Annotated in this window: 14 protein-coding genes and 2 tRNA genes; 9 read left to right on the top strand and 7 right to left on the bottom strand. The window is 40.8% G+C overall.

The features are described from left to right. Positions 1 to 341 precede the first annotated feature (341 nt). Positions 342 to 2252 (bottom strand): alkaline phosphatase D family protein, encoded by a 1911-nt coding sequence (locus tag D9T12_RS08930; protein ID WP_165395080.1) that lies wholly within the window; start codon positions 2250 to 2252, stop codon positions 342 to 344. A 376-nt stretch (positions 2253 to 2628) separates the two neighbouring features. Here D9T12_RS08930 and D9T12_RS08925 point away from each other — a divergent pair, with 376 nt between their 5' ends. From D9T12_RS08925 to D9T12_RS08915, 3 genes are all read left to right on the top strand, one after another. Next, complete coding sequence (locus D9T12_RS08925; protein WP_130537850.1) at positions 2629 to 4965, top strand: bifunctional diguanylate cyclase/phosphodiesterase; 2337 nt, start codon at positions 2629 to 2631, stop codon at positions 4963 to 4965. A 152-nt stretch (positions 4966 to 5117) separates the two neighbouring features. Beyond that, a tRNA-Arg gene (locus D9T12_RS08920) sits at positions 5118 to 5194 on the top strand. A gap of 76 nt (positions 5195 to 5270) precedes the next feature. Then, positions 5271 to 5347: transfer RNA gene (locus D9T12_RS08915), tRNA-Arg, on the top strand. 137 nt (positions 5348 to 5484) lie between these two features. On the opposite strand, the gene trpS is transcribed toward D9T12_RS08915, so the two are convergent. Beyond that, positions 5485 to 6492, bottom strand: a complete 1008-nt coding sequence (gene trpS, locus D9T12_RS08910) for a tryptophan--tRNA ligase (RefSeq protein WP_130537849.1) — start codon at positions 6490 to 6492, stop codon at positions 5485 to 5487. 91 nt (positions 6493 to 6583) lie between these two features. Beyond that, positions 6584 to 7054: a methyltransferase family protein gene (locus D9T12_RS08905; RefSeq protein WP_130537848.1), complete on the bottom strand. Its 471-nt coding sequence runs from the start codon at positions 7052 to 7054 to the stop codon at positions 6584 to 6586. A 324-nt stretch (positions 7055 to 7378) separates the two neighbouring features. Between D9T12_RS08905 and pcnB the strand changes: the two genes are divergently transcribed. The 6 genes from pcnB (at position 7379) to D9T12_RS08875 (ending at position 12934) form a co-directional block, all read left to right on the top strand. After that, on the top strand, positions 7379 to 8830 hold the full coding sequence (pcnB, locus tag D9T12_RS08900; protein WP_130537847.1) for a polynucleotide adenylyltransferase PcnB: 1452 nt from the start codon (positions 7379 to 7381) through the stop codon (positions 8828 to 8830). A 90-nt stretch (positions 8831 to 8920) separates the two neighbouring features. Beyond that, entirely contained in the window at positions 8921 to 9418 is a 498-nt protein-coding gene (gene folK / locus D9T12_RS08895) for a 2-amino-4-hydroxy-6-hydroxymethyldihydropteridine diphosphokinase (protein WP_130537846.1), read from the top strand. Positions 9419 to 9517: 99 nt separating this feature from the next. After that, positions 9518 to 10303 carry a 3-methyl-2-oxobutanoate hydroxymethyltransferase gene (gene panB, locus D9T12_RS08890; RefSeq protein ID WP_130537845.1) on the top strand — a complete coding sequence of 262 codons (786 nt, stop codon included), beginning with the start codon at positions 9518 to 9520 and terminating at the stop codon, positions 10301 to 10303. A 46-nt stretch (positions 10304 to 10349) separates the two neighbouring features. Further along, positions 10350 to 11222, top strand: a complete 873-nt coding sequence (gene panC, locus D9T12_RS08885) for a pantoate--beta-alanine ligase (protein WP_130537844.1) — start codon at positions 10350 to 10352, stop codon at positions 11220 to 11222. 91 nt (positions 11223 to 11313) lie between these two features. Next, positions 11314 to 12084 (top strand): motility protein A, encoded by a 771-nt coding sequence (locus tag D9T12_RS08880; RefSeq protein ID WP_130537843.1) that lies wholly within the window; start codon positions 11314 to 11316, stop codon positions 12082 to 12084. After that, on the top strand, positions 12068 to 12934 hold the full coding sequence (locus D9T12_RS08875; RefSeq protein WP_130537842.1) for an OmpA/MotB family protein: 867 nt from the start codon (positions 12068 to 12070) through the stop codon (positions 12932 to 12934). The genes D9T12_RS08880 and D9T12_RS08875 overlap by 17 nt, the downstream gene beginning before the upstream one ends. An 87-nt stretch (positions 12935 to 13021) precedes the next feature. Here D9T12_RS08875 and panD read toward each other — a convergent pair whose 3' ends face one another. The 4 genes from panD to D9T12_RS08855 all read right to left on the bottom strand — a co-directional run bounded on the left by panD (position 13022) and on the right by D9T12_RS08855 (position 18509). Beyond that, entirely contained in the window at positions 13022 to 13411 is a 390-nt protein-coding gene (gene panD / locus D9T12_RS08870; RefSeq protein ID WP_130537841.1) for an aspartate 1-decarboxylase, read from the bottom strand. A gap of 245 nt (positions 13412 to 13656) precedes the next feature. After that, entirely contained in the window at positions 13657 to 16446 is a 2790-nt protein-coding gene (gene ppc, locus D9T12_RS08865; RefSeq protein ID WP_130537840.1) for a phosphoenolpyruvate carboxylase, read from the bottom strand. Between the two features lie 333 nt (positions 16447 to 16779). Then, complete coding sequence (ppa, locus tag D9T12_RS08860; RefSeq protein ID WP_130537839.1) at positions 16780 to 17307, bottom strand: inorganic diphosphatase; 528 nt, start codon at positions 17305 to 17307, stop codon at positions 16780 to 16782. Between the two features lie 230 nt (positions 17308 to 17537). Then, complete coding sequence (locus D9T12_RS08855) at positions 17538 to 18509, bottom strand: class 1 fructose-bisphosphatase (RefSeq protein ID WP_130537838.1); 972 nt, start codon at positions 18507 to 18509, stop codon at positions 17538 to 17540. Positions 18510 to 18535 lie beyond the last annotated feature (26 nt).

The raw sequence follows: 18535 nt of genomic DNA, 5'->3' as shown, positions 1-18535 counted from the left end.
TCCTGAATTTGTGAATGTACCAGTTTTGTACCAATCATATATTCATTCAGATGCTCAACGGTGAAGTGGGCATATCTTTAACCAGCATGTCTTGGTCATCTCATATAATTTCATAAATACTCTATGCATCTAAAAAAATAAGTGCACGAGAGAAAATGGAATGAATAAAGTGAATTAAATACTTTTATGATCTGGATCTCAAAGTCAAAAGGCTTGATGAATGAAATGGTTGTTGCTCAATATTTGAGTTGTAAGCATTTTGGGGCTAGTTAGTAGAAAGCTTCTTGATAAGAGGAGATCAATATATATTGTCTCCTCTAAATTGAGAATGATTCGTTAGATTAAGTCATTAAATCAGGCTGATTTATTAATGAGCGTAGGGTTTTAAGTGACTGAAGGGCTGGGGTATTTGAAAGTTTTTCTGCACCTCTGCCAATAAATAACCATTCACCTAATACCTCTGCTTGATTGAAGGTTATTTCTAAATAACCGCGTTGAGTCAGATTTGTAAAGACGAGATCTTCAACCAATTGGGTAATGCCACTTTCAATGGATGATTCAGCGCCTTCAGGAATGGATAAATATTTTTCCATTCCTGGTGAGGATACGGAGGCAGTCGCAAATTCAACGCCCACTTTTGTACCATTTAAATCGGTTAGGTTTGCAGCCCAAGCATTATGAGTATCACCAGCGAGAACCACTAAATTGGTTGATAGGGCTTGAGCAGTTGCATAAATAATTTCTCTTTCGACAGCATACCCATCCCACGCATCAAGGTTGTATGGAATGGCTGGGTTTAAATTTGGATCTAGTAAATCACCGTAAGTTTGAAGAGTTGTTTGTTCCTCAAGTGTTAACGTTGAAAAGATACTTCCATATCGAGCTGGCTCATTTGATTGCATAGCAAGTGTCAATGCAATTCCCTGTTCTGTTGTATTCAGGCTATTGAAATTTGGAATCCCAGCGGCATAAGTTGGCAAATCTCCTTGAATCGTTAAATCGGTTACGATTTTTGTGATTAGTGCTTGATAGGCACTTGCAGTTTGCTGATAAATTGCAAGGTTTGATGGGTCTGGTTTTCCTGTCGATGGGTCTAATTGAATAATCGAGCTAGGTAAGTTCATTTTCGCCATTAGGACTTGTTGGCCGAGTACTTGCCATTTTTGGCCTTGCGCTACAGAGTCTTGCAATTGGCCTTGTAGCCACGTTAATTGATCTGCTCCAAGTAAACTGCGGTTTGAATCTTGCATGTCTGCTTGAAAACTGGCTGCATCAAAGACACCGTCTGAGCTGTAATAGTCAAAATAGTCTAGCTGTTTATCACGACCGATAACTCGTGTATCAAGCATCAATAAAGACAAGATGTTACCGAAATCGAATCGGCGGTAAGTTTTAATACGATTTGCTTCAATCTCTGGAGCACGAACGGGCAGCCATTCATACCAAGCCTTAATGGCTGCAGCTCGACGATCAAAAAAATTACCTTCTGATGTATCGTGGTTTTCAGCGCCATCAATATAGGTGTCATTTGCAATTTCATGATCATCCCAAACACAGATGAATGGCAAGCTTGCATGAAGATTTTGTAATGAAGAATCTGAGCGATACTGAGCGTAACGAGTCCGGTAATCGTCAAGAGTGATACATTCATTTGTCGGTTGATGAACTCGATTTATCTCCTCGCCATTGCCTGCATCAGGATAACCATTAATGTCATATTCATAGATATAATCTCCAAGATGGAGTACGGCATCGATATTGTTGGAACGGCTGGCGGCCGCATCATAAATGTGAAAGAAACCGGCCGGGAAATTTGCGCAGGAAAAGACTGCAAACTTGACGCTTTCAGCAGTTTCATCGACTAATGTTTTAGTTTTTCCGGTAGGGGAATAGACTCCGTTGCAGTAAAAGCGATAAAAATACTGTTTGCCAGCTTCTAGGCCTTGAACATCTACTTTTAGTGTGTAATCGGTATCGTAAGTAACGAGCGTTTCATCTGAATTTACTAGATTGGTAAAGCTTTCATCTTCTGCAACTTCCCAACTGACTTTTACAGCGTCGTTCGTTTCAGGCGTGATTCGTGTCCATATAATCACTCGATCTTTTAAAGGATCGCCGCTAGCGACACCGTAATCGAATGAAGAATTGTTATTAGAGTCATTGGATTGGCATCCGTTAAGGCCTGAAGACACCACAATTGAGGCAGAAGCTAGTCCAAGTAGTTGGATGAATTTACGGCGAGAGATTGTCATGACAAGTCCATTTGAATTAATGAAAACCTTCATAATGAGCATGCTAGAAAACAAACGCGCTACAAATAGTTTAATTTTTCATGAAAAAAAGTTAGGGCTAAAGAGCAGATAGAGTGCTCTGTGTATCTAGCAAGTGAAATTATGGGTTTTTATAGCTCGTTGTTTTTTAAACTTTTTAGGCGGTTTTATAAATGAGTTTTCAGTTGTAATTCAGGTGTAGAATGAATTCATATCAGAGGGCACGGTTTTTTGTAGCGACTATGATGTCCATAATTTTAAAAAAATAATAAAGTAAGCACTGTATTATGGTTGTTTAAGTACAGGTTTTTAATTGGTCATTTTTTCTAACTTAGTGAATACCTCGAGTTGATAGTCTATGATTAGCAGATCGTCGAAATATCGTTTTACGCCGTCAGCACTTCTCTATAAGCATATTTCTATTCTAATAAGCGTTTCACTTGGTTTGCTCTTGATTATTTATTGGGTAGCTGCCTATAACCAATTTAATAGTTCTTTGAACCATAATTTTCAGAAAAACCTTAAAGATGTAACGAATTACTATTCGTTTGCCTTGAGGCAAAAAAGTCAATATTTGGAGGGTGCCTTATTCTTATTGCAAGAAAATTCTTCCCTGCAGAAAGCCTTTCTTAATAAGGATCGAAAGAAGCTCTTTGCACTCAGTGATCCTGTTTTCCAACAAGCATTATTACCTAACCAAATTACGCATTTTTATTTCACTGATTTAGACAGAGTGAATTACTTGAGAGTGCATGCACCAGAACATTATGGCGATCAGATTAATCGTATCACTATGTTGAAAGCCGAACAGACCAAGCAGGTAGAGACAGGCGTAGAATTGGGTGTTATGGGTACTTTGACTTTACGAGCGGTGAGTCCTTGGTATGACCAAAGCGGTAGGCAAATCGGTTATTTGGAATTAGGAATTGACTTGGATCATATTGTTGAATCTTTAGCAGAACATCATATGAGTCCGATGTTTATTGGTTTACATAAAAAGTATATCTCGCAAGGTAATTGGGCAACCGGTGATAGTGTGTTTAAACATCGACTTCCTTGGTCAAGTTTTGACAATCGATTGGTGACTTCAAATCATTCAATTAATCAGGAAAGCCTTTTAGAATTTTTTTCGACAGAGCCGGAGGCATTTAAAACGTCGAAGATAAGTCCTTGGCAATCTTTGCCTTTAACGGAAATAGGGGGGCGAACGGTTGGAGAATTGTATTTCTCTCTTGATCTTGGTGATTGGATTAAGTCCTTTTGGAGGGACTTGTTAGTTAGTAGTGCCTTTTTTATCGTTATTGCAATTTTTCTGGTTTTAGGTGTCCGATATTATGGCCATCGTATTCAAAAAGCGGAAGAAAAAGCCCAAAGTACTTTGCAAGAACTGAGCTTTATTGCTTCTTATGATCAATTGACAGGCTTGCCGAATCGCGATTTGTTCTTTATTGAGCTGGAGCAACATATTAAAGAGGCTGAAGCATTCGGTCATTCGCTTGCGGTGTGTTTTATCGATATTGATGATTTTAAGAAGATTAATGATACCCTTGGCCACTCTTTTGGCGACCAGTTGTTAAAAACGGTTGCAAGCCATCTGCAAAAACAAATCAGAAATACCGATATTTTGTGTCGAATGGGTGGGGATGAATTTGTTCTGTTAATTCCTCAAAGTAATATGGAATTACTCGGGCAGTTGATGCCTTCTCTAACTTTGTCAGAAACAGTTATTGATGTGGGTAGTCGGCAGACCTATCTCTCTACAAGCATTGGGATTAGTCATTATCCCGAGGATGGTTTAACCAGTGAGAAGCTTTTGCAGCATGCGGATATGGCGATGTACCATGCTAAAAATCAAGGGAAAAGCTGCTATCGATTTTTTGAGTCTTCCATGAATGATGCCTTGCACCGATGGAGTTTTATTGAAAATGGGCTAAGACAAGCGATTGTTAATAATGAATTGCAATTAAATTATCAGGCACAGTTTGATCTGCTTAGTAAAGAGTTTATTGGCTTTGAGGCTTTGGTTCGGTGGATCAAGCCTGATGGAACAGTTATTTCTCCAGCCGAGTTTATTCCAATTGCTGAAAAGAGCCGTTTAATTTTTGAATTGGATGATTGGGTTATTAATGAAGCTTGTCGGCAATATCAGGCCTGGGCTTATGAAGGATTTGATTGCAGTATTGATGTGAATCTCTCTGGACGTTATTTGGATGAAATGGAAACACGGCAGACCATCTTGGAGAAAATGCAAGAATATCAGATTCCTTATGGCAAAATCGGTATCGAAATTACAGAAAATACTTTGATACAAGCCAATGATGTGCAAATTCACCAATTGCAAATGCTGAGTGAAAAAGGTGTTAAGTTATCATTAGATGATTTTGGAACGGGGTATTCTTCATTAAGTTACTTGAAAAACTTTCCAGTGAGTGTATTGAAAATCGATCAGTCTTTTGTGAGAGATGCGCCTGAAGACAAGAATGACTATTCATTAATGCAGGCGATTGTAGCTATGGGTCATAGTTTGGGGTTAAAAGTTATTGCTGAAGGAATTGAGACGAAAGCTCATGAGAAGGTTGCAAAGGAAGTTGGCTGTGACCGAGTTCAAGGGTATCTTTACCACAAACCTATGCCAGCAAGTCATTTGGATTTGCAACAATTCTGTTGCTTGCATAAGCATGCAACGAATGACTAAATTGCTTCCTGAATATGAGAATTAATCACAAATGAAGGACGCAGAGGGGTTGTGGGAATATTGACTTTAGGGTTTTGAAAAAAGCGGAATGTTTTTTCAAAAAACGTTTGACAAGTTTTCGTTTAATCCGCATAATACGCGCCATCAATTCAGCGCCCGTAGCTCAACTGGATAGAGTACTCGGCTACGAACCGAGCGGTTAGGGGTTCGACTCCCTTCGGGCGCGCCATTATTTCAAACCTTGTTTTCAAAATTAATTGTTAACAGGGTTATTTTGAACATTAGTTGTTCGCACAAAAAAAACTGCGCCCGTAGCTCAACTGGATAGAGTACTCGGCTACGAACCGAGCGGTTAGGGGTTCGACTCCCTTCGGGCGCGCCATTATTTAAGAACCTCGTTTAATCATGTATTAAGCGGGGTTTTTTATTGTCTGAATATTATTGATTAAGCTGAATGCATTGAAGAGTTTACCGGCCGGTAAGAATTGTGGAATATACCGGCCGGTTGCTATGAAAGGCTTAAGGTAGAACAAAGCCAATGGTTTCATGAACCTGTTTGAGTGTTTTTTGTGCCTGCTCGCGAGCCGTTTCAGCACCACTTTTTAGGATGGCTTTGAGTTCATCCTCATTCTCACGAATGCGCGTAAACTCTGCTTGAATCGGCGCTAAGTATTCGCCAACCAATTCGCCAAGTTCTACTTTTAAATGTCCGTACATTTTACCTTCAAAATGCTTTTCAACTTCTGGAATGGTTTTGCCACTAATGACGGAATAGATGGTTAGCAAGTTCGAAATCCCAGGTTTGTTTTCAAGGTCATAATGAATTTCGGAACCTGAGTCTGTTACCGCCTTTTTGAATTTTTTAAGAATTTTTTTCGGATCATCCGCTAACGCAATAAAATTGTCTTTGTTCTCGTCCGATTTCGACATTTTGGAAAGTGGATCTTGCAAGCTCATAATTCGACCACCGGATGAAGCCGGAGGAATGAATGGTTCTGGAACCTTAAAAATTTCTTGGTCGAATTTGTTATTGAAGCGTATTGCCAAGTCTCGGCTGAGTTCCAAGTGTTGTTTTTGGTCGGCTCCGACGGGCACCATTTGTGTTTGATATAGCAAAATATCGGCGGCCATGAGTACAGGGTAGTCGAACAAGCCGACATTGATGTTAGCCGAATGCTTGGCGGATTTATCTTTAAATTGCGTCATACGGTTGAGTTCACCCATATAGGTGTAGCAGTTTAAAATCCACGCTAATTCTGTGTGCTCTGGAACATGTGATTGGATAAAAACGGTGCTTTTTTTCGGATCAATGCCCGCAGCAAGGTACCAGGCCACGAAATCCAAACTGCGATTCATAAGGTCTTTCGGGTCTTGCTCAACAGTAATCGCGTGCATATTGACCAGAGAAAATAGACAGTTGTAATCATCTTGCATATTGACCCAATTCTTAATTGAACCAATATAGTTACCAATCATTAAGTCGCCAGATGGCTGGATGCCGCTAAACAGTGTAGGTTTGTTATTCATGTTAAGTTCTTATTTGCATTGAAAAATGAGGGCTATTTTCGCATTTTCTGCGGATAAATCCCAGTAATGCAGCTCTTACCGGCCGGTAAGATTAAAAAATCATTGGAATTAAGCGGTCAGTGTGTTGTTTATACTCATCATAGTCAGGGCATTGCGCAGAAATTAATTTTTCTTCATAAATTAATTTCAGTAGTAGAGTGAGGGATAAACAGCCATAGCTTGCCCAGACAATCCAGTTATTGTGAAAAATCACGGCCGGTAAAAAGAAAATTAAAATGGATGCATACATTGGATGACGAATATATCGATAAGGTCCAGTAGAGACTAAATTTAAATGTGGTAATGGGTCCGGCACAATATTGAAATGCCCTAAATGCATGGTTTTGACTGCCCATAGACCTAGTGCGATACCTAGTAAATGAATGAAAATTGAAAGTGAATTTTCCGGTAATCCCATTAGTATGGTGAGTACCGCAATCCAGAAAAACTGTGACATTACTAAACCATAAGACCAAATGGGGTGTAAGAGTTTTTTAGAATCACTGAGTGGAGTCTTTGTCATATTTATTTCCTTAATTTGGTCTTCGGGAGAGCTTTGCACCCAAAGGGTATAAACACGAGTATGAGATAAAGCATAAATTGAGAAAAAATCCTGTTGAGCTAGGCAAAAAGTGCAGCGAATAGCTAGCTATTCTCAAGGTTTTTAACAAAGCTCGGTAGGATTTTAGCCAATTTTGGTTATTTATTATCTCGTACAAAGCTCTCTATAGATTGCAGTCTGGGTAAAAGCCGTTAAAATGAAATGATTATTCATTTATACAAAATATAATCAGAGGCTTGTCGTAATTGCCCGAAAATCGGTAATTCATCCATAGCTATCAAATTTATGCAAAAAATTATACGAAAGATTAGTGCGTTTTTTTCCCGCCAACCCGAACCCCAAGTCACTTCATCGAATGTCACTTCATCGAATCAGCCTGTTATCTTAACGCGAGACCAGCATCGGATTTCTCGAAAAATGATTGATAAATCAGCCTTGGATGTCCTTTACGGATTGAAGCGTGCTGGGTTTGATGCTTATTTAGTGGGTGGGTGTGTTCGTGATTTGCTGTTAGGTATTGAGCCGAAAGATTTTGATGTCGTAACCAATGCTGAACCAGAGCAGGTAAAAGATGTCTTTAAGCAGCGCTGTCGTTTGATTGGTCGTCGTTTTCGTTTAGCGCATGTTCGGTATGGCAGAACGGTGATTGAAGTAGCAACATTTCGTGGGCAGGCTGATGCCAAAGAATTGGGGCAGCGTGTTCCTGGCCGAAAAGTTAAAATTAGCGGCCGTGCGGTAGATGATACTGGTCGATTAGTTCGGGATAATGTGTATGGAACGCTTAATGAGGATGTCTGGCGTCGAGATTTTACGGTCAATGCACTGTATTACAATATTAAAGATTTTTCGATTGTCGATTACACGGGTGGGTTGAAAGACATTGAAAAAGGAACGCTTCGGTTAATCGGTGATCCGGTAACGCGTTATAGAGAAGATCCGGTTCGCATGATTCGTGCGATACGCTTCGCTGCAAAGCTTGGGTTTAAAATAGATGATGCGACAGAAAAACCTATTTTCGACTTAGGGCCTTTATTAAAAGATGTCTCTCACGCCAGAATGTTCGAAGAGGTTTTAAAGCTTTTTCATAGCGGTGTTGGAATTGAGGTGTTTGAAAAGCTGAGGCACTATAATTTATTTCACCACTTGTTCCCACTTACGGATGAGCTGCTGGCACATGAGGAAAATAATTTCCCTAGAATGATGGTGATTGAAGCGCTTAAAAGCACCGATGCGCGTATTCAGGTTGGTAAGTCGGTGAATCCGGCCTTTTTGTTTGCTGCTCTGCTATGGGAACCAATGTTGCAACGTCGCCAGCAACATTTACAAGCAGGTCTGGTTCCTCAAGATGCCTTTCATGCCGCGTCAAATGATGTGATTGAACAGCAGATTCGTCGAACGTCTATTCCTAAACGTCTTACTGCACAAATGCGTGATATTTGGAATTTACAGTGGCGTTTGCCAAAGCGTCATGGTGATCGTGCACAAAAGCTACTTGAGCATCCAAGGTTTCGTGCGGCTTATGATTTTTTAGGCGTTCGTGTTGCCGCCGGTTCACAAGAGTTTAGAGAGTTGTTTGATTGGTGGACGGATTTTCAAGAAAAAACTCCGGTTGAACAAGTTGCGATTACAGCGAAATTAAAACATCCGAAAAAACGCCGCCATCCATCGCGTCGAAATCGTAATTTCTATCGAAAGCGTAGTCAGAATTCCAGTTCCAAAAAATCGAATGATGAATGATTGCGAATCGGCTGATATTTTCTACCGGCCGGTAAATTATCTTATGGTTTGTTTGTCTTTTTGAAACCCTAAATTGGATGTATGAATTTTATGTCTGTTGTTGAATCACAGGTTTTTTTAGGACTTGGGAGTAACCTTGATAATCCCAAACGACAACTTGAACGAGCAATCGAAGCACTTCACTCTCACCCTGAAATTTCTGCAGTGATGAGTTCCAGCTTTTATGGTTCAAAGCCATTAGGTCCACAAGATCAACCTGATTTTGTCAATGCAGTGCTTCAAGTGTCAACCTCTTTATCTCCTCAAGCACTTTTGAAGGTGACTCAAAACATAGAGGAAACTCTTGGGCGAGTCAAGAAGCGGCACTGGGGTGAGCGATTAATTGATGTCGATATTTTGGTGTATGGTTCCCAAGTTATTGATGAAGATAATTTACAAATTCCGCATCCGCAAATTCCAAATCGTGATTTCGTTTTATTGCCTATTCAAGAGATTTCGCCTAATTTATCCATTCCGAATTTACCCAATCTCGAGCAGATGATTAGTGCTTTGGATGAAACGTTTGTGGTCGCATTGGACGCTTCTTGAATTTGTAAATTTCATTTTACCGGCCGGTAAATTCGCTTAGGTTTCAGAGCTTTGAATGTTCTATAATACGACCACTGAAATGACTAAAGGGTTTGCCTTGTGAAAACACTCTCCGCAATAAGAAAATCTGTTCGCAGTGGCGAAAAAGTCGCTTGTTTGACGGCTTATGATGCAAGTTTTGCACACTGGGTGTCTACAGCAGGTGTGGATGTGATTTTGGTAGGGGATTCTCTTGGAATGGTCGTTCAAGGGCACAAAACAACGTTACCTGTCAGTCTTGATGAAATGGTGTATCACACTCAAATGGTTCAACGTGGTAACCAGTCGTCGTGGTGTATTGCTGATTTGCCTTTTATGAGTGATGCCTCTGTGGAAACCTGTCTCTCCGCAGCCTCGAGATTGATGAAAGAGGGGCAGGCGAATATGGTGAAGCTGGAAGGTGGAGAGCGCGTATTGCCAATGGTAAAAGCCATGAGTGATTTAGGCATTCCGGTTTGTGGACATTTAGGCCTTCTGCCGCAGTCGGTTGAAAAACATGGGTATAAAGTTGCCGGCCGAGATGAATCAAGTGCCGAAAAGTTAATGTCCCAAGCCCAAGGGCTTGAGCAAGCGGGTGCTGATATGTTGGTGTTAGAGTGCGTTCCAGCCGACTTAGCTAAGGAAATTACGAGTCGTTTAAACATTCCCGTGATTGGAATTGGCAGCGGGCCGGCCTGTGATGGTCAGGTCTTAGTCTTGCAAGATATACTTGGAATCACCGTTGGAAAAACGCCTTTGTTTGCGCATAATTTTTTGGCGGCAACGAATTCTATTGAGTCTGCTATTCGATCCTATGTTAAAGCCGTTAAAGAAGAAAGCTTTCCTGCTCAAGAGCACTGTTTCTAGTGTTTTTTATTGATCAACCAGCGTGTAAAACGATTTAAGATTTCCTATGTCATTACAAGTAATTCAGACACTTTCCAGCCTGCAGCAGCTTGTCGCTGAATGGCGCAATCAGGGATTAAGTATCGGGCTTGTCCCAACGATGGGAAACCTCCATCAGGGACACTTGAGTTTGGTTGAAGCTGCTCAAGCTGAGTGCGATAAAGTGGTTGTCAGCATCTTCGTGAATCCTTTGCAGTTTGGTGAAGGTGAAGATTTTGACTCCTACCCCAGAACTTATCAGCAAGATGAAGAAAGGTTGCGAGAGATTAGTGCGGATTGTGTTTTTTACCCTTCGATTCAGGAAATGTATCCGAATGGACAGCAAGGGCAGACTTTGGTTCAGGTTCCTAGTTTGTTGACAGGGTTGTTAGAAGGGGCTTTACGTCCAGGTCATTTTGATGGTGTGACGACTGTTGTGATGAAGTTGTTTAACATGGTTCAGCCTGATGTGGCTGTTTTTGGCCAAAAAGATTTTCAGCAATGTGCAGTCATCCAGAAGATGGTTGAAGATTTGTGTGTGCCTGTCAATATCAGGATTGCCCCGATTGCCAGAGATGAGGATGGTTTGGCATTGAGTTCACGGAACCAATATTTAGACGCATCTCAGCGACAAATTGCACCGGTTTTGTATCAACAACTACAATGGATGTCAAAAGAGTTGTTGAATGCAAATCAAAAAGTCGCTGAGGTCTGTAAAAAAGCTTCTGAGAATCTATTAAATGCTGGTTTTAGTCAGGTGGATTATATTCAGGTTTGTCAGGTAGGAACCTTGTTAACGGTGGATTTAATCGAATCAGAAAAGCTATCTTGTAATTACTATGTAATTTTAGTGGTTGCTCGTCTTGGAAAAACTCGTCTATTGGACAATTTATTGCTTTAATCAATTTATAGTGAAATATTCCGGGTATTTATACGTAAACCTGTAGAATGTTTGATGATTAACAAATTTGGTTTATAGGTGATTTTGTTCAATGAGTTTTTCAACTCTTATCGGTCTCTTTATGGGCGTGACCATTGTATTGGTTGCTATGTCCCTAGGATCTTCCATACTTCTCTTTGTTAATATTCCAGGCTTGCTAATTGTTGCTGGTGGGACATTAGCTGCAACAATGATTCGTTATTCCATGGCTGACAGCATAAAAGCAGTTGGAATGTCTTTTAGTGTCTTAAAAGTCGAAAAAGAAATTAAAGACTTAAATGAATTAGTGGATATGACCGAAGACCTTTTGCGTTTGGTGCGTTCAAAAGGGGTTTTGGCGATGGAAAACTATGAGGTTGATAATCGCTTTTATTCTGATGGCGTTCGAATGTTGGTGGACGGTTACTCAGCAGAGCTAGTAAAAAGTACATTATTAGAAAAAAATAAGTTGATGACTGAACAGGCCGAGACGAGTTCCGGTGTGTTTCGCGCGGTTGGGGACACTGCTCCGGCCTTTGGGATGATTGGTACCCTTGTAGGGTTGGTACAGATGCTGGCAAATCTTTCAGACCCATCTGCGATTGGCCCTTCAATGGCTGTGGCCTTGTTGACCACGCTTTATGGTGCCATGATAGCCAACCTTTTTGCTTTACCTATGGCTGATAAAATTGAGTCTTGGGCACATGGTGAGGGCTATCGCCAGCATTTAATTATTGAAGCAGTTGACTGTATCGCGCAAGGACATAACCCGTCAGTAATGCGTGATATTCTAGCGCCTTACCTGCAAGGTACTAAGGTTAAGAAAGATGGCGAAGAAGTCTAGTGGAAGTCCAGCATGGATGGCAACCTTTGCCGATTTAATGTCGTTGTTGATGGCATTGTTTGTCCTTTTGTATGCTATGTCTAGTCCTGAAGCGGCAAAGTATAAAGCTGTAGTAGAGTCTTTAACGGAAGCTTTGGGAAATGGTTCTGAGTTAACGCCAGAACAGCTAGAATTTTTTCGAAGTGTTCCAGATCAAATCCCGACCGAATCGATTGAACCTCCAACAAAGTCAGGCCTGAGTGATGAAGAAAAAGAGGCAATGCGATTGTTATTTGAACAGCTTGAGCAGAGTTTTAGCCACTCTACCGGAGAGGGGAATATTGAAATTGCTTACAATGAAGAATCCAACCAGATCCAGTTAGTTTTTCCTGAGCAAATTGCATTTGATCAAGGCAGTGCGGATCTAAAAGCAAGATTCCGAGTAATTTTACGAAAGTTTTACCAATTTCGAAAAGAGGCTGTAGCGATTCAAGTTGTTGGCCATACTGATAGCATTCCAATTTCCGGCGGTCGATTTCGCTCTAATTGGGAGCTTTCCAGTGCTCGTGCGGCGAGTGTTATTACACAACTGATTGAGGATGGGAGTGTTCGACCTAATCAAGTTCAGGCGATAGGTTTAGCAGATACTCAGCCGATTGCTAAGGGGAATACTGAAGCTGCTCATGCAAAAAACCGCCGAGTAGAAATTTTGATTACAAGAGAAGAAAGCCGGCCGGGTGCAAAGGTAAATACACAGGGAAATGGCGATGTTTCAAGTTACGAGCCCAAAACATTGGTTGAACAAGGTGGCGTGGAGAATTCCGGTAGGACTTCTTCCGTAATGATTGAAGAAAAACCTGTTGAGCAATAGTTTCTTTTCTTGTCATGCATTTTTTAAAAAGCAAAAAGCCAATCGTTTGATTGGCTTTTTATGATTATATGGGCTGTGTTTATATTTTTAGCTTGCAGTCGCTAATTGAGGTGCGATGGCGTTGGCGGTTTTGATGACCTCATTTTTGTCATTAAAATAAACCATGGTGGGTTTGTAGTTATCCGCTTCAGCTTCATTCATGCTTGCATAGGTGGCGATAATTAGTAAATCTCCAGGGTTTGCTTTATGAGCCGCTGCCCCATTGACTGAGACTATCCTGCTACCAGCTTCTGCTAGAATCGCATAGGTAGTGAAACGTTCACCATTATTGACGTTGTAGATTTGAATCTGTTCGTATTCACGAATTCCAGCCATTTTCAACAGGTCGGCATCAATCGCACAAGAACCTTCATAATCCAGTTCAGCATGAGTGGTTGTAATGCGGTGAAGTTTAGACTTTAACAGAGTGATTTGCATAATTTCTCTTCGCTTTTGGCTGTGTTTAAATTTTAAGACTTAAAAATAAATCTAGAAACTTAATTGAGACCGAAATCTACGGATGCTGTTTTGGTAATAGCCCCGAAATTAAAAAACAGTATTATACTGAGTTTTATAAAAAATTCTAATACTGCCGAAAATTTCATAATAAATTTCATGCTAATAAAAAAGCCTCACTGTAAATCAGTAAGGCTTTTGGGTGGAAAGCAAATACTAAGTTGAACTTATCCTGTATTTCTCATTCCAGCTGCAATTGCATTGATGCTGTTTAATAGAGGGCTAAGCCATTTTTCTTGTTGCTCTTCTGTTGCATCAGGCGCTTTAAAACGACGAAGCAGTGCGATTTGAATGTTGTTTAATGGCACTAGATAAGGGTTGCGTCGTTTGAGAGATAACGCAATAGAAGGCGTTTCGGCCATTAGATATTCGTTGCCACTGACTTCTAAAATACGTTGTACAGCTCGCACATGTTCGTCAGCAATCTGATGATAAACATCTTGCGCTTGATCTTGATTTTGTCCTAACTCGGTGTATTGAGCACCAATTTTCAAGTTAGTTTTGTAGAGTGCCATTTGAATATTGCTAATCATTGCGCGGAAAAATGGCCAGTTGGTATACATTTCTTTTAACTGGGCATCACCGTGTTCAGAAATCCAATTATCTAGCGCATATCCAGTACCTTGCCATGCTGGGAAGGTCATGCGAGCTTGTGCCCAACCAAATATCCAAGGAATGGCTCTGATAGATTCTTTCGAAAGATTACCTTTTTTGCGGTGAGAAGGGCGTGATCCAATATTCAGTAAACCAATTTCAGTGACTGGAGTTGCTTCATAGAAGAAATCAAAGAAGCCGTCAGTGTGATCGGTTAACTGGCGGTAACAAGCTTCACCATCCTGTGCTAACTTCTGCATGGCAGAAAGGTATTCTGGCTGGTCTTTTGGCAATTCTTTGACTAGACCCAGTGAAGCCTTCATCAGACCAGTGACACCGAGCGAGATTTCATACATAGCGGTTTCAGAGTTGCTGTATTTGTAGGATAGAACCTCACCTTGTTCAGTGAACTTGATTGAACCTCGAACCGTACCTGTCGGTTGGGATAGGATTGCATGGTGGGTAGGGCCGCCTCCACGAGCAAGCGTTCCGCCACGACCATGGAATAGACGACAGTCAACGCCGGACTGGTCAGCTAGTTCCATAATCTGTTGTTGCGCTTGGTACAAGGACCAAGATGATGACAAGTTACCGCCATCTTTTGCAGAGTCAGAGTAACCTAGCATGATTTCTTGTTGGTTGCCTGCTGACTCTAGTAGTTCTTTGTATGTTTGATTATCAAACAGTGCTTTGGTAACCGGTACGATGTGTTCAAGATCAACAATCGTCTCAAATAAAGGACTGATATTGATGTGACAATAGGGTTTACCAGCATTGTAACCTGCCAAGCCTGCTTGATGCGCTAGGAACAGGACTTCCATCACGTGACTTGCTGAGTGAGTCATAGAGATGACATAGTTGTTAAAGGCTTTCGGAGAGATTTCCTGACGCATTTTGCGCATAACGTGAAAGACTTCTAACACTTCGGTTGTCATCTTGTCGAGAGCAAGATGTTGCGTGTCAATAATTGTTGGTGACGCAACGTGTTTTGCCAGTAGCTCCATGCGCTCCTCTTCAGAGAGAGCGTTGTAGTCAATACCAAGGTGTTGTAATAAGTCCGCCACTGCATCGGTGTGAACCGTAGATTCTTGGCGAATATCCAAACGCATTAAGTAGAAACCGAAGGTTTTTACAAGGCGGATTAAATCTAATAACTCTTCATCTGCAACGTTTTTGTCACCGTGACTGCATAATGAGTCATAAATCATTTCAAGATCTTCTAGGAACTGACCTTCGTTGCTGTAAGCAAACTGGCTTTTTTCAGACTTTTCATCAGCCAATAAGTCTTCTATATAGGCAAGAGTTTCACGTAGGCGACCTAAAATAAGGTATAGGAAACGACGGTAAGGTTCATCTTTAAAGCGTTCAGGACGCTTTTTGAATACTTTTTTGATCAAGTCTGCATCAACGATGGTTGCACGATTAACCACTTTCTTCGAAATATTACATAAATAGCGAGAATGAGTGAGTTTAGAGCTTAAATCAAACACGCGTTTTTCATATTCATAGATAACAGCGCGAGTTTGTAGTAGCAATGCGCGAACAGTCGTTTCATGTGTTACGAATGGATTCCCATCTCGGTCACCCCCGATCCAAGAGCCAAATGTTAGGAAGTTTGGTACTTCAATATCATCCTCAGAGTAGTGTTTTGCAAGGGCTCGGTCCATGTAGCGATAAACAGTCGGAACTGCATTGAAGAGAGATTGACGGAAATAGTAGATTCCATTGCGAATTTCATCTTCGACTGTCGGCTTCTGGCGACGGACTTCATCCGTTTGCCATAAGACTTGCACTTGAGATTCTAGCTGTTGATAAATGGAGTCTTTTGCATAATCATTGTTTAATGCTTCCGCTTCATTCAGGGCGCCGATATCTAGGAAGACACGACGTAAGTTGTCCATGACGGAACGACGTTTTGATTCGGTTGGGTGAGCGGTAAAGACTGGAATGTAGTTTAGTTTTCCAAGTAAGGTTTGAACTTGTTCGCCATTTAAACCTTGTTCTTTGAATTCACCAATGGTATTTAAAACGGATCCTGTCCAGAGTGGGCCGTCGGATTTCAACTGAGATTGGCGCTCATAATATTGATGTTCTTCTTCCGCTAAGTTCACTAGGCTAAAGTAGAGGTTGAAGGCGCGAATAATCATGTTCAGTTGTTCTGGTTCTTGCTGTTGAATAAATTCAGCAAGCTCAGCGCGCAGAGCTGGGTCATCTTCTTTTTGGAGTTTGATGTAGCCTTGGCGAAGTTTTTCAACGGCATCAAATGTTTCACGCCCTACTTGGCGTTCGATGACTTGCCCCAGAATATTTCCTAGAAGTTTGACACGAGCTCTTAGCTGCTTATCACGATTTTCAGCGACCATTAATCTCTCTCAGTTTTTCAAAATCAAATTGGTCGCGATTATATCAGAAAATTCAATGAATTATTGAGAGGGCTTGGCGCTATTTTTTTGAACAAAAGTTTGAATTTAAAGGGTTTGAAGCGAGGGGAGGGAGCTAGTTAGCGCTTTCTATGAGTTGAAACGAAAGAAATCGAGGATAGTTTGCAAACCTAATGCCACGGTTTCTATCTTGTAAGCTAAATGGATGTTTTAGCGTAAAGTCGATGAAAACTGACTTTATTTATTGGTCAGTTTTCACTTGTAGTATGTGAAACTTACCTGTTTTGGTAAGTTTCAACTAAAAGAATTTGAAATTTACTTTTTATTGTAAGTTTCAACACCCGTTAGTATTTCTTTGCGAGCTTCTTCAACATCGCCCCAGCCATCAACTTTAACCCATTTGCCAGGTTCTAGGTCTTTGTAGTGGCTAAAGAAGTGTTCGATTTGTTCTTTTAGAAGCGGGATATCTTCAACTTTTTCGATGTTTGAGTAAATGGGGGACAGTTTGTCTACAGGAACTGCAATGACTTTTGCGTCTTGACCACCATCATCAGTCATTTTGAAGATACCGATTGGGCGACAACGAATGACAGAGCCAACCATTAGAGGGTGTGGAGTGACGACTAAAACGTCCACTGGATCACCATCGTCAGAAAGTGTGTCGTTGATGTAACCATAGTTTGCAGGATAAGAAAGTGTTGAACCTTGTAGACGATCAACCCAAACTAGGTCAGTGTCTTTATCCACTTCGTATTTAATCGGTGGTGCAAATGCAGGAATTTCAATAATAACATTTACATCATTTGGTACATCTTTACCGGCCGGTACAGCAGCAAAACCCATAGTAATTTCCTTTTATTTTTATAACGCCTTGGTTGACCTTTAAATTATCAATTTCTATGTTGGAAAATGGTTATTTACACTTGTTAAAATCGCATTTCCATTTTGAGTTTGATTATTTGAGAAGCCGTCAGAGCCGTTATGATAATTGGTTGTTTTTAAATTTTTTAAATATTTTAACGTAAAACACCCGCGTTGAAGCGGGTGCTAATATCAGGTACTAAAACCTAAAATTATTTGTTGTGGTAAGCAACAACCTTAGCCACTTCGTTCTTAGAACCAAGAACGACTGGTACACGGTCATGGATACCTTCAGGTTGAACATCCATGATGTCCATGCGACCTGTTGAAGAAGCACCACCTGCTTGTTCAACGATCATAGACATTGGGTTACCTTCGTACATTAGGCGCAGTTTACCGGCCTTTGAAGGGTCACGGTTGTCGTAAGGGTACATGAAGATACCACCACGCATAAGGATGCGGTGTACTTCAGCAACCATTGATGCAACCCAACGCATGTTGTAACGCTTACCAAGAGGACCTTCTTCACCTTGTAGACAGTCATCGATGTACTGCTTCATTTCTGGTTCCCAGAAACGTTGGTTAGACATATTGATTGCGAACTCTGCAGTATCTTCAGGGATTTGGATACCTGATTTCGTTAGAACGAATTCACCAACGGTTGTATCAAGTGTGAAGATGTTAACGCCATTACCAGTTGTCATAACTAATAGCGCAGATGGTCCGTAAAGAACGTAACCCGCAGCAACTTGCTTACGACCATTTTGTAGGAAAACTTCTTGATTGTCTCCCGGAGTATTATCTTGTGCTTCTAAGATAGAGAAAATAGTACCAACAGAAAGGTTAACGTCAATGTTTGAAGAACCGTCTAAAGGATCGAAAGTTACTAGGTATTTACCGTCAGCGTTTGCAGCGATAGTGTAGTCTTCTTCTTCAGAACCAACACCACGAACGAATGGGTTAGAAACTAGAACGTCTTTAAGTAAGTCGTTAGAGATAACGTCAAGTTTCTTTTGTGTTTCACCTTGAACGTTTTCGTCTTCAGTTGCACCTAAGATACCAGCTAGGTCACCTTGACGTAGTTTGAATGCGATATCTTTACAAGCAACGATAACGTCGTTTACAACTAGTTCCAGTTCCGCTGGGATATTCTCAGCGTTTAGTACTTGATCCAATCTTTTCATTGAAAATCTCTCTTGATTTAGGTTTA

Origin of the sequence: Thiomicrorhabdus indica (genome assembly GCF_004293625.1) — a bacterium.
Taxonomy (GTDB): domain Bacteria; phylum Pseudomonadota; class Gammaproteobacteria; order Thiomicrospirales; family Thiomicrospiraceae; genus Thiomicrorhabdus; species Thiomicrorhabdus indica.
This window is presented reverse-complemented; position numbering and strand designations above follow the sequence as displayed.

Bases quoted from the DNA above. Each gene is read 5' to 3' on its own strand.
- D9T12_RS08905 (WP_130537848.1), bottom strand. From the start codon at position 7,054: ATGACAAAGACTCCACTCAGTGATTCTAAAAAACTCTTACACCCCATT.
- D9T12_RS08875 (WP_130537842.1), top strand. From the start codon at position 12,068: ATGGCGAAGAAGTCTAGTGGAAGTCCAGCATGGATGGCAACCTTTGCC.
- panC (WP_130537844.1), top strand. From the start codon at position 10,350: ATGTCATTACAAGTAATTCAGACACTTTCCAGCCTGCAGCAGCTTGTC.
- D9T12_RS08855 (WP_130537838.1), bottom strand. From the start codon at position 18,509: ATGAAAAGATTGGATCAAGTACTAAACGCTGAGAATATCCCAGCGGAA.
- D9T12_RS08930 (WP_165395080.1), bottom strand. From the start codon at position 2,252: ATGACAATCTCTCGCCGTAAATTCATCCAACTACTTGGACTAGCTTCT.
- D9T12_RS08925 (WP_130537850.1), top strand. From the start codon at position 2,629: ATGATTAGCAGATCGTCGAAATATCGTTTTACGCCGTCAGCACTTCTC.
- trpS (WP_130537849.1), bottom strand. From the start codon at position 6,492: ATGAATAACAAACCTACACTGTTTAGCGGCATCCAGCCATCTGGCGAC.
- panD (WP_130537841.1), bottom strand. From the start codon at position 13,411: ATGCAAATCACTCTGTTAAAGTCTAAACTTCACCGCATTACAACCACT.
- ppc (WP_130537840.1), bottom strand. From the start codon at position 16,446: ATGGTCGCTGAAAATCGTGATAAGCAGCTAAGAGCTCGTGTCAAACTT.
- D9T12_RS08880 (WP_130537843.1), top strand. From the start codon at position 11,314: ATGAGTTTTTCAACTCTTATCGGTCTCTTTATGGGCGTGACCATTGTA.
- folK (WP_130537846.1), top strand. From the start codon at position 8,921: ATGTCTGTTGTTGAATCACAGGTTTTTTTAGGACTTGGGAGTAACCTT.
- ppa (WP_130537839.1), bottom strand. From the start codon at position 17,307: ATGGGTTTTGCTGCTGTACCGGCCGGTAAAGATGTACCAAATGATGTA.
- pcnB (WP_130537847.1), top strand. From the start codon at position 7,379: ATGCAAAAAATTATACGAAAGATTAGTGCGTTTTTTTCCCGCCAACCC.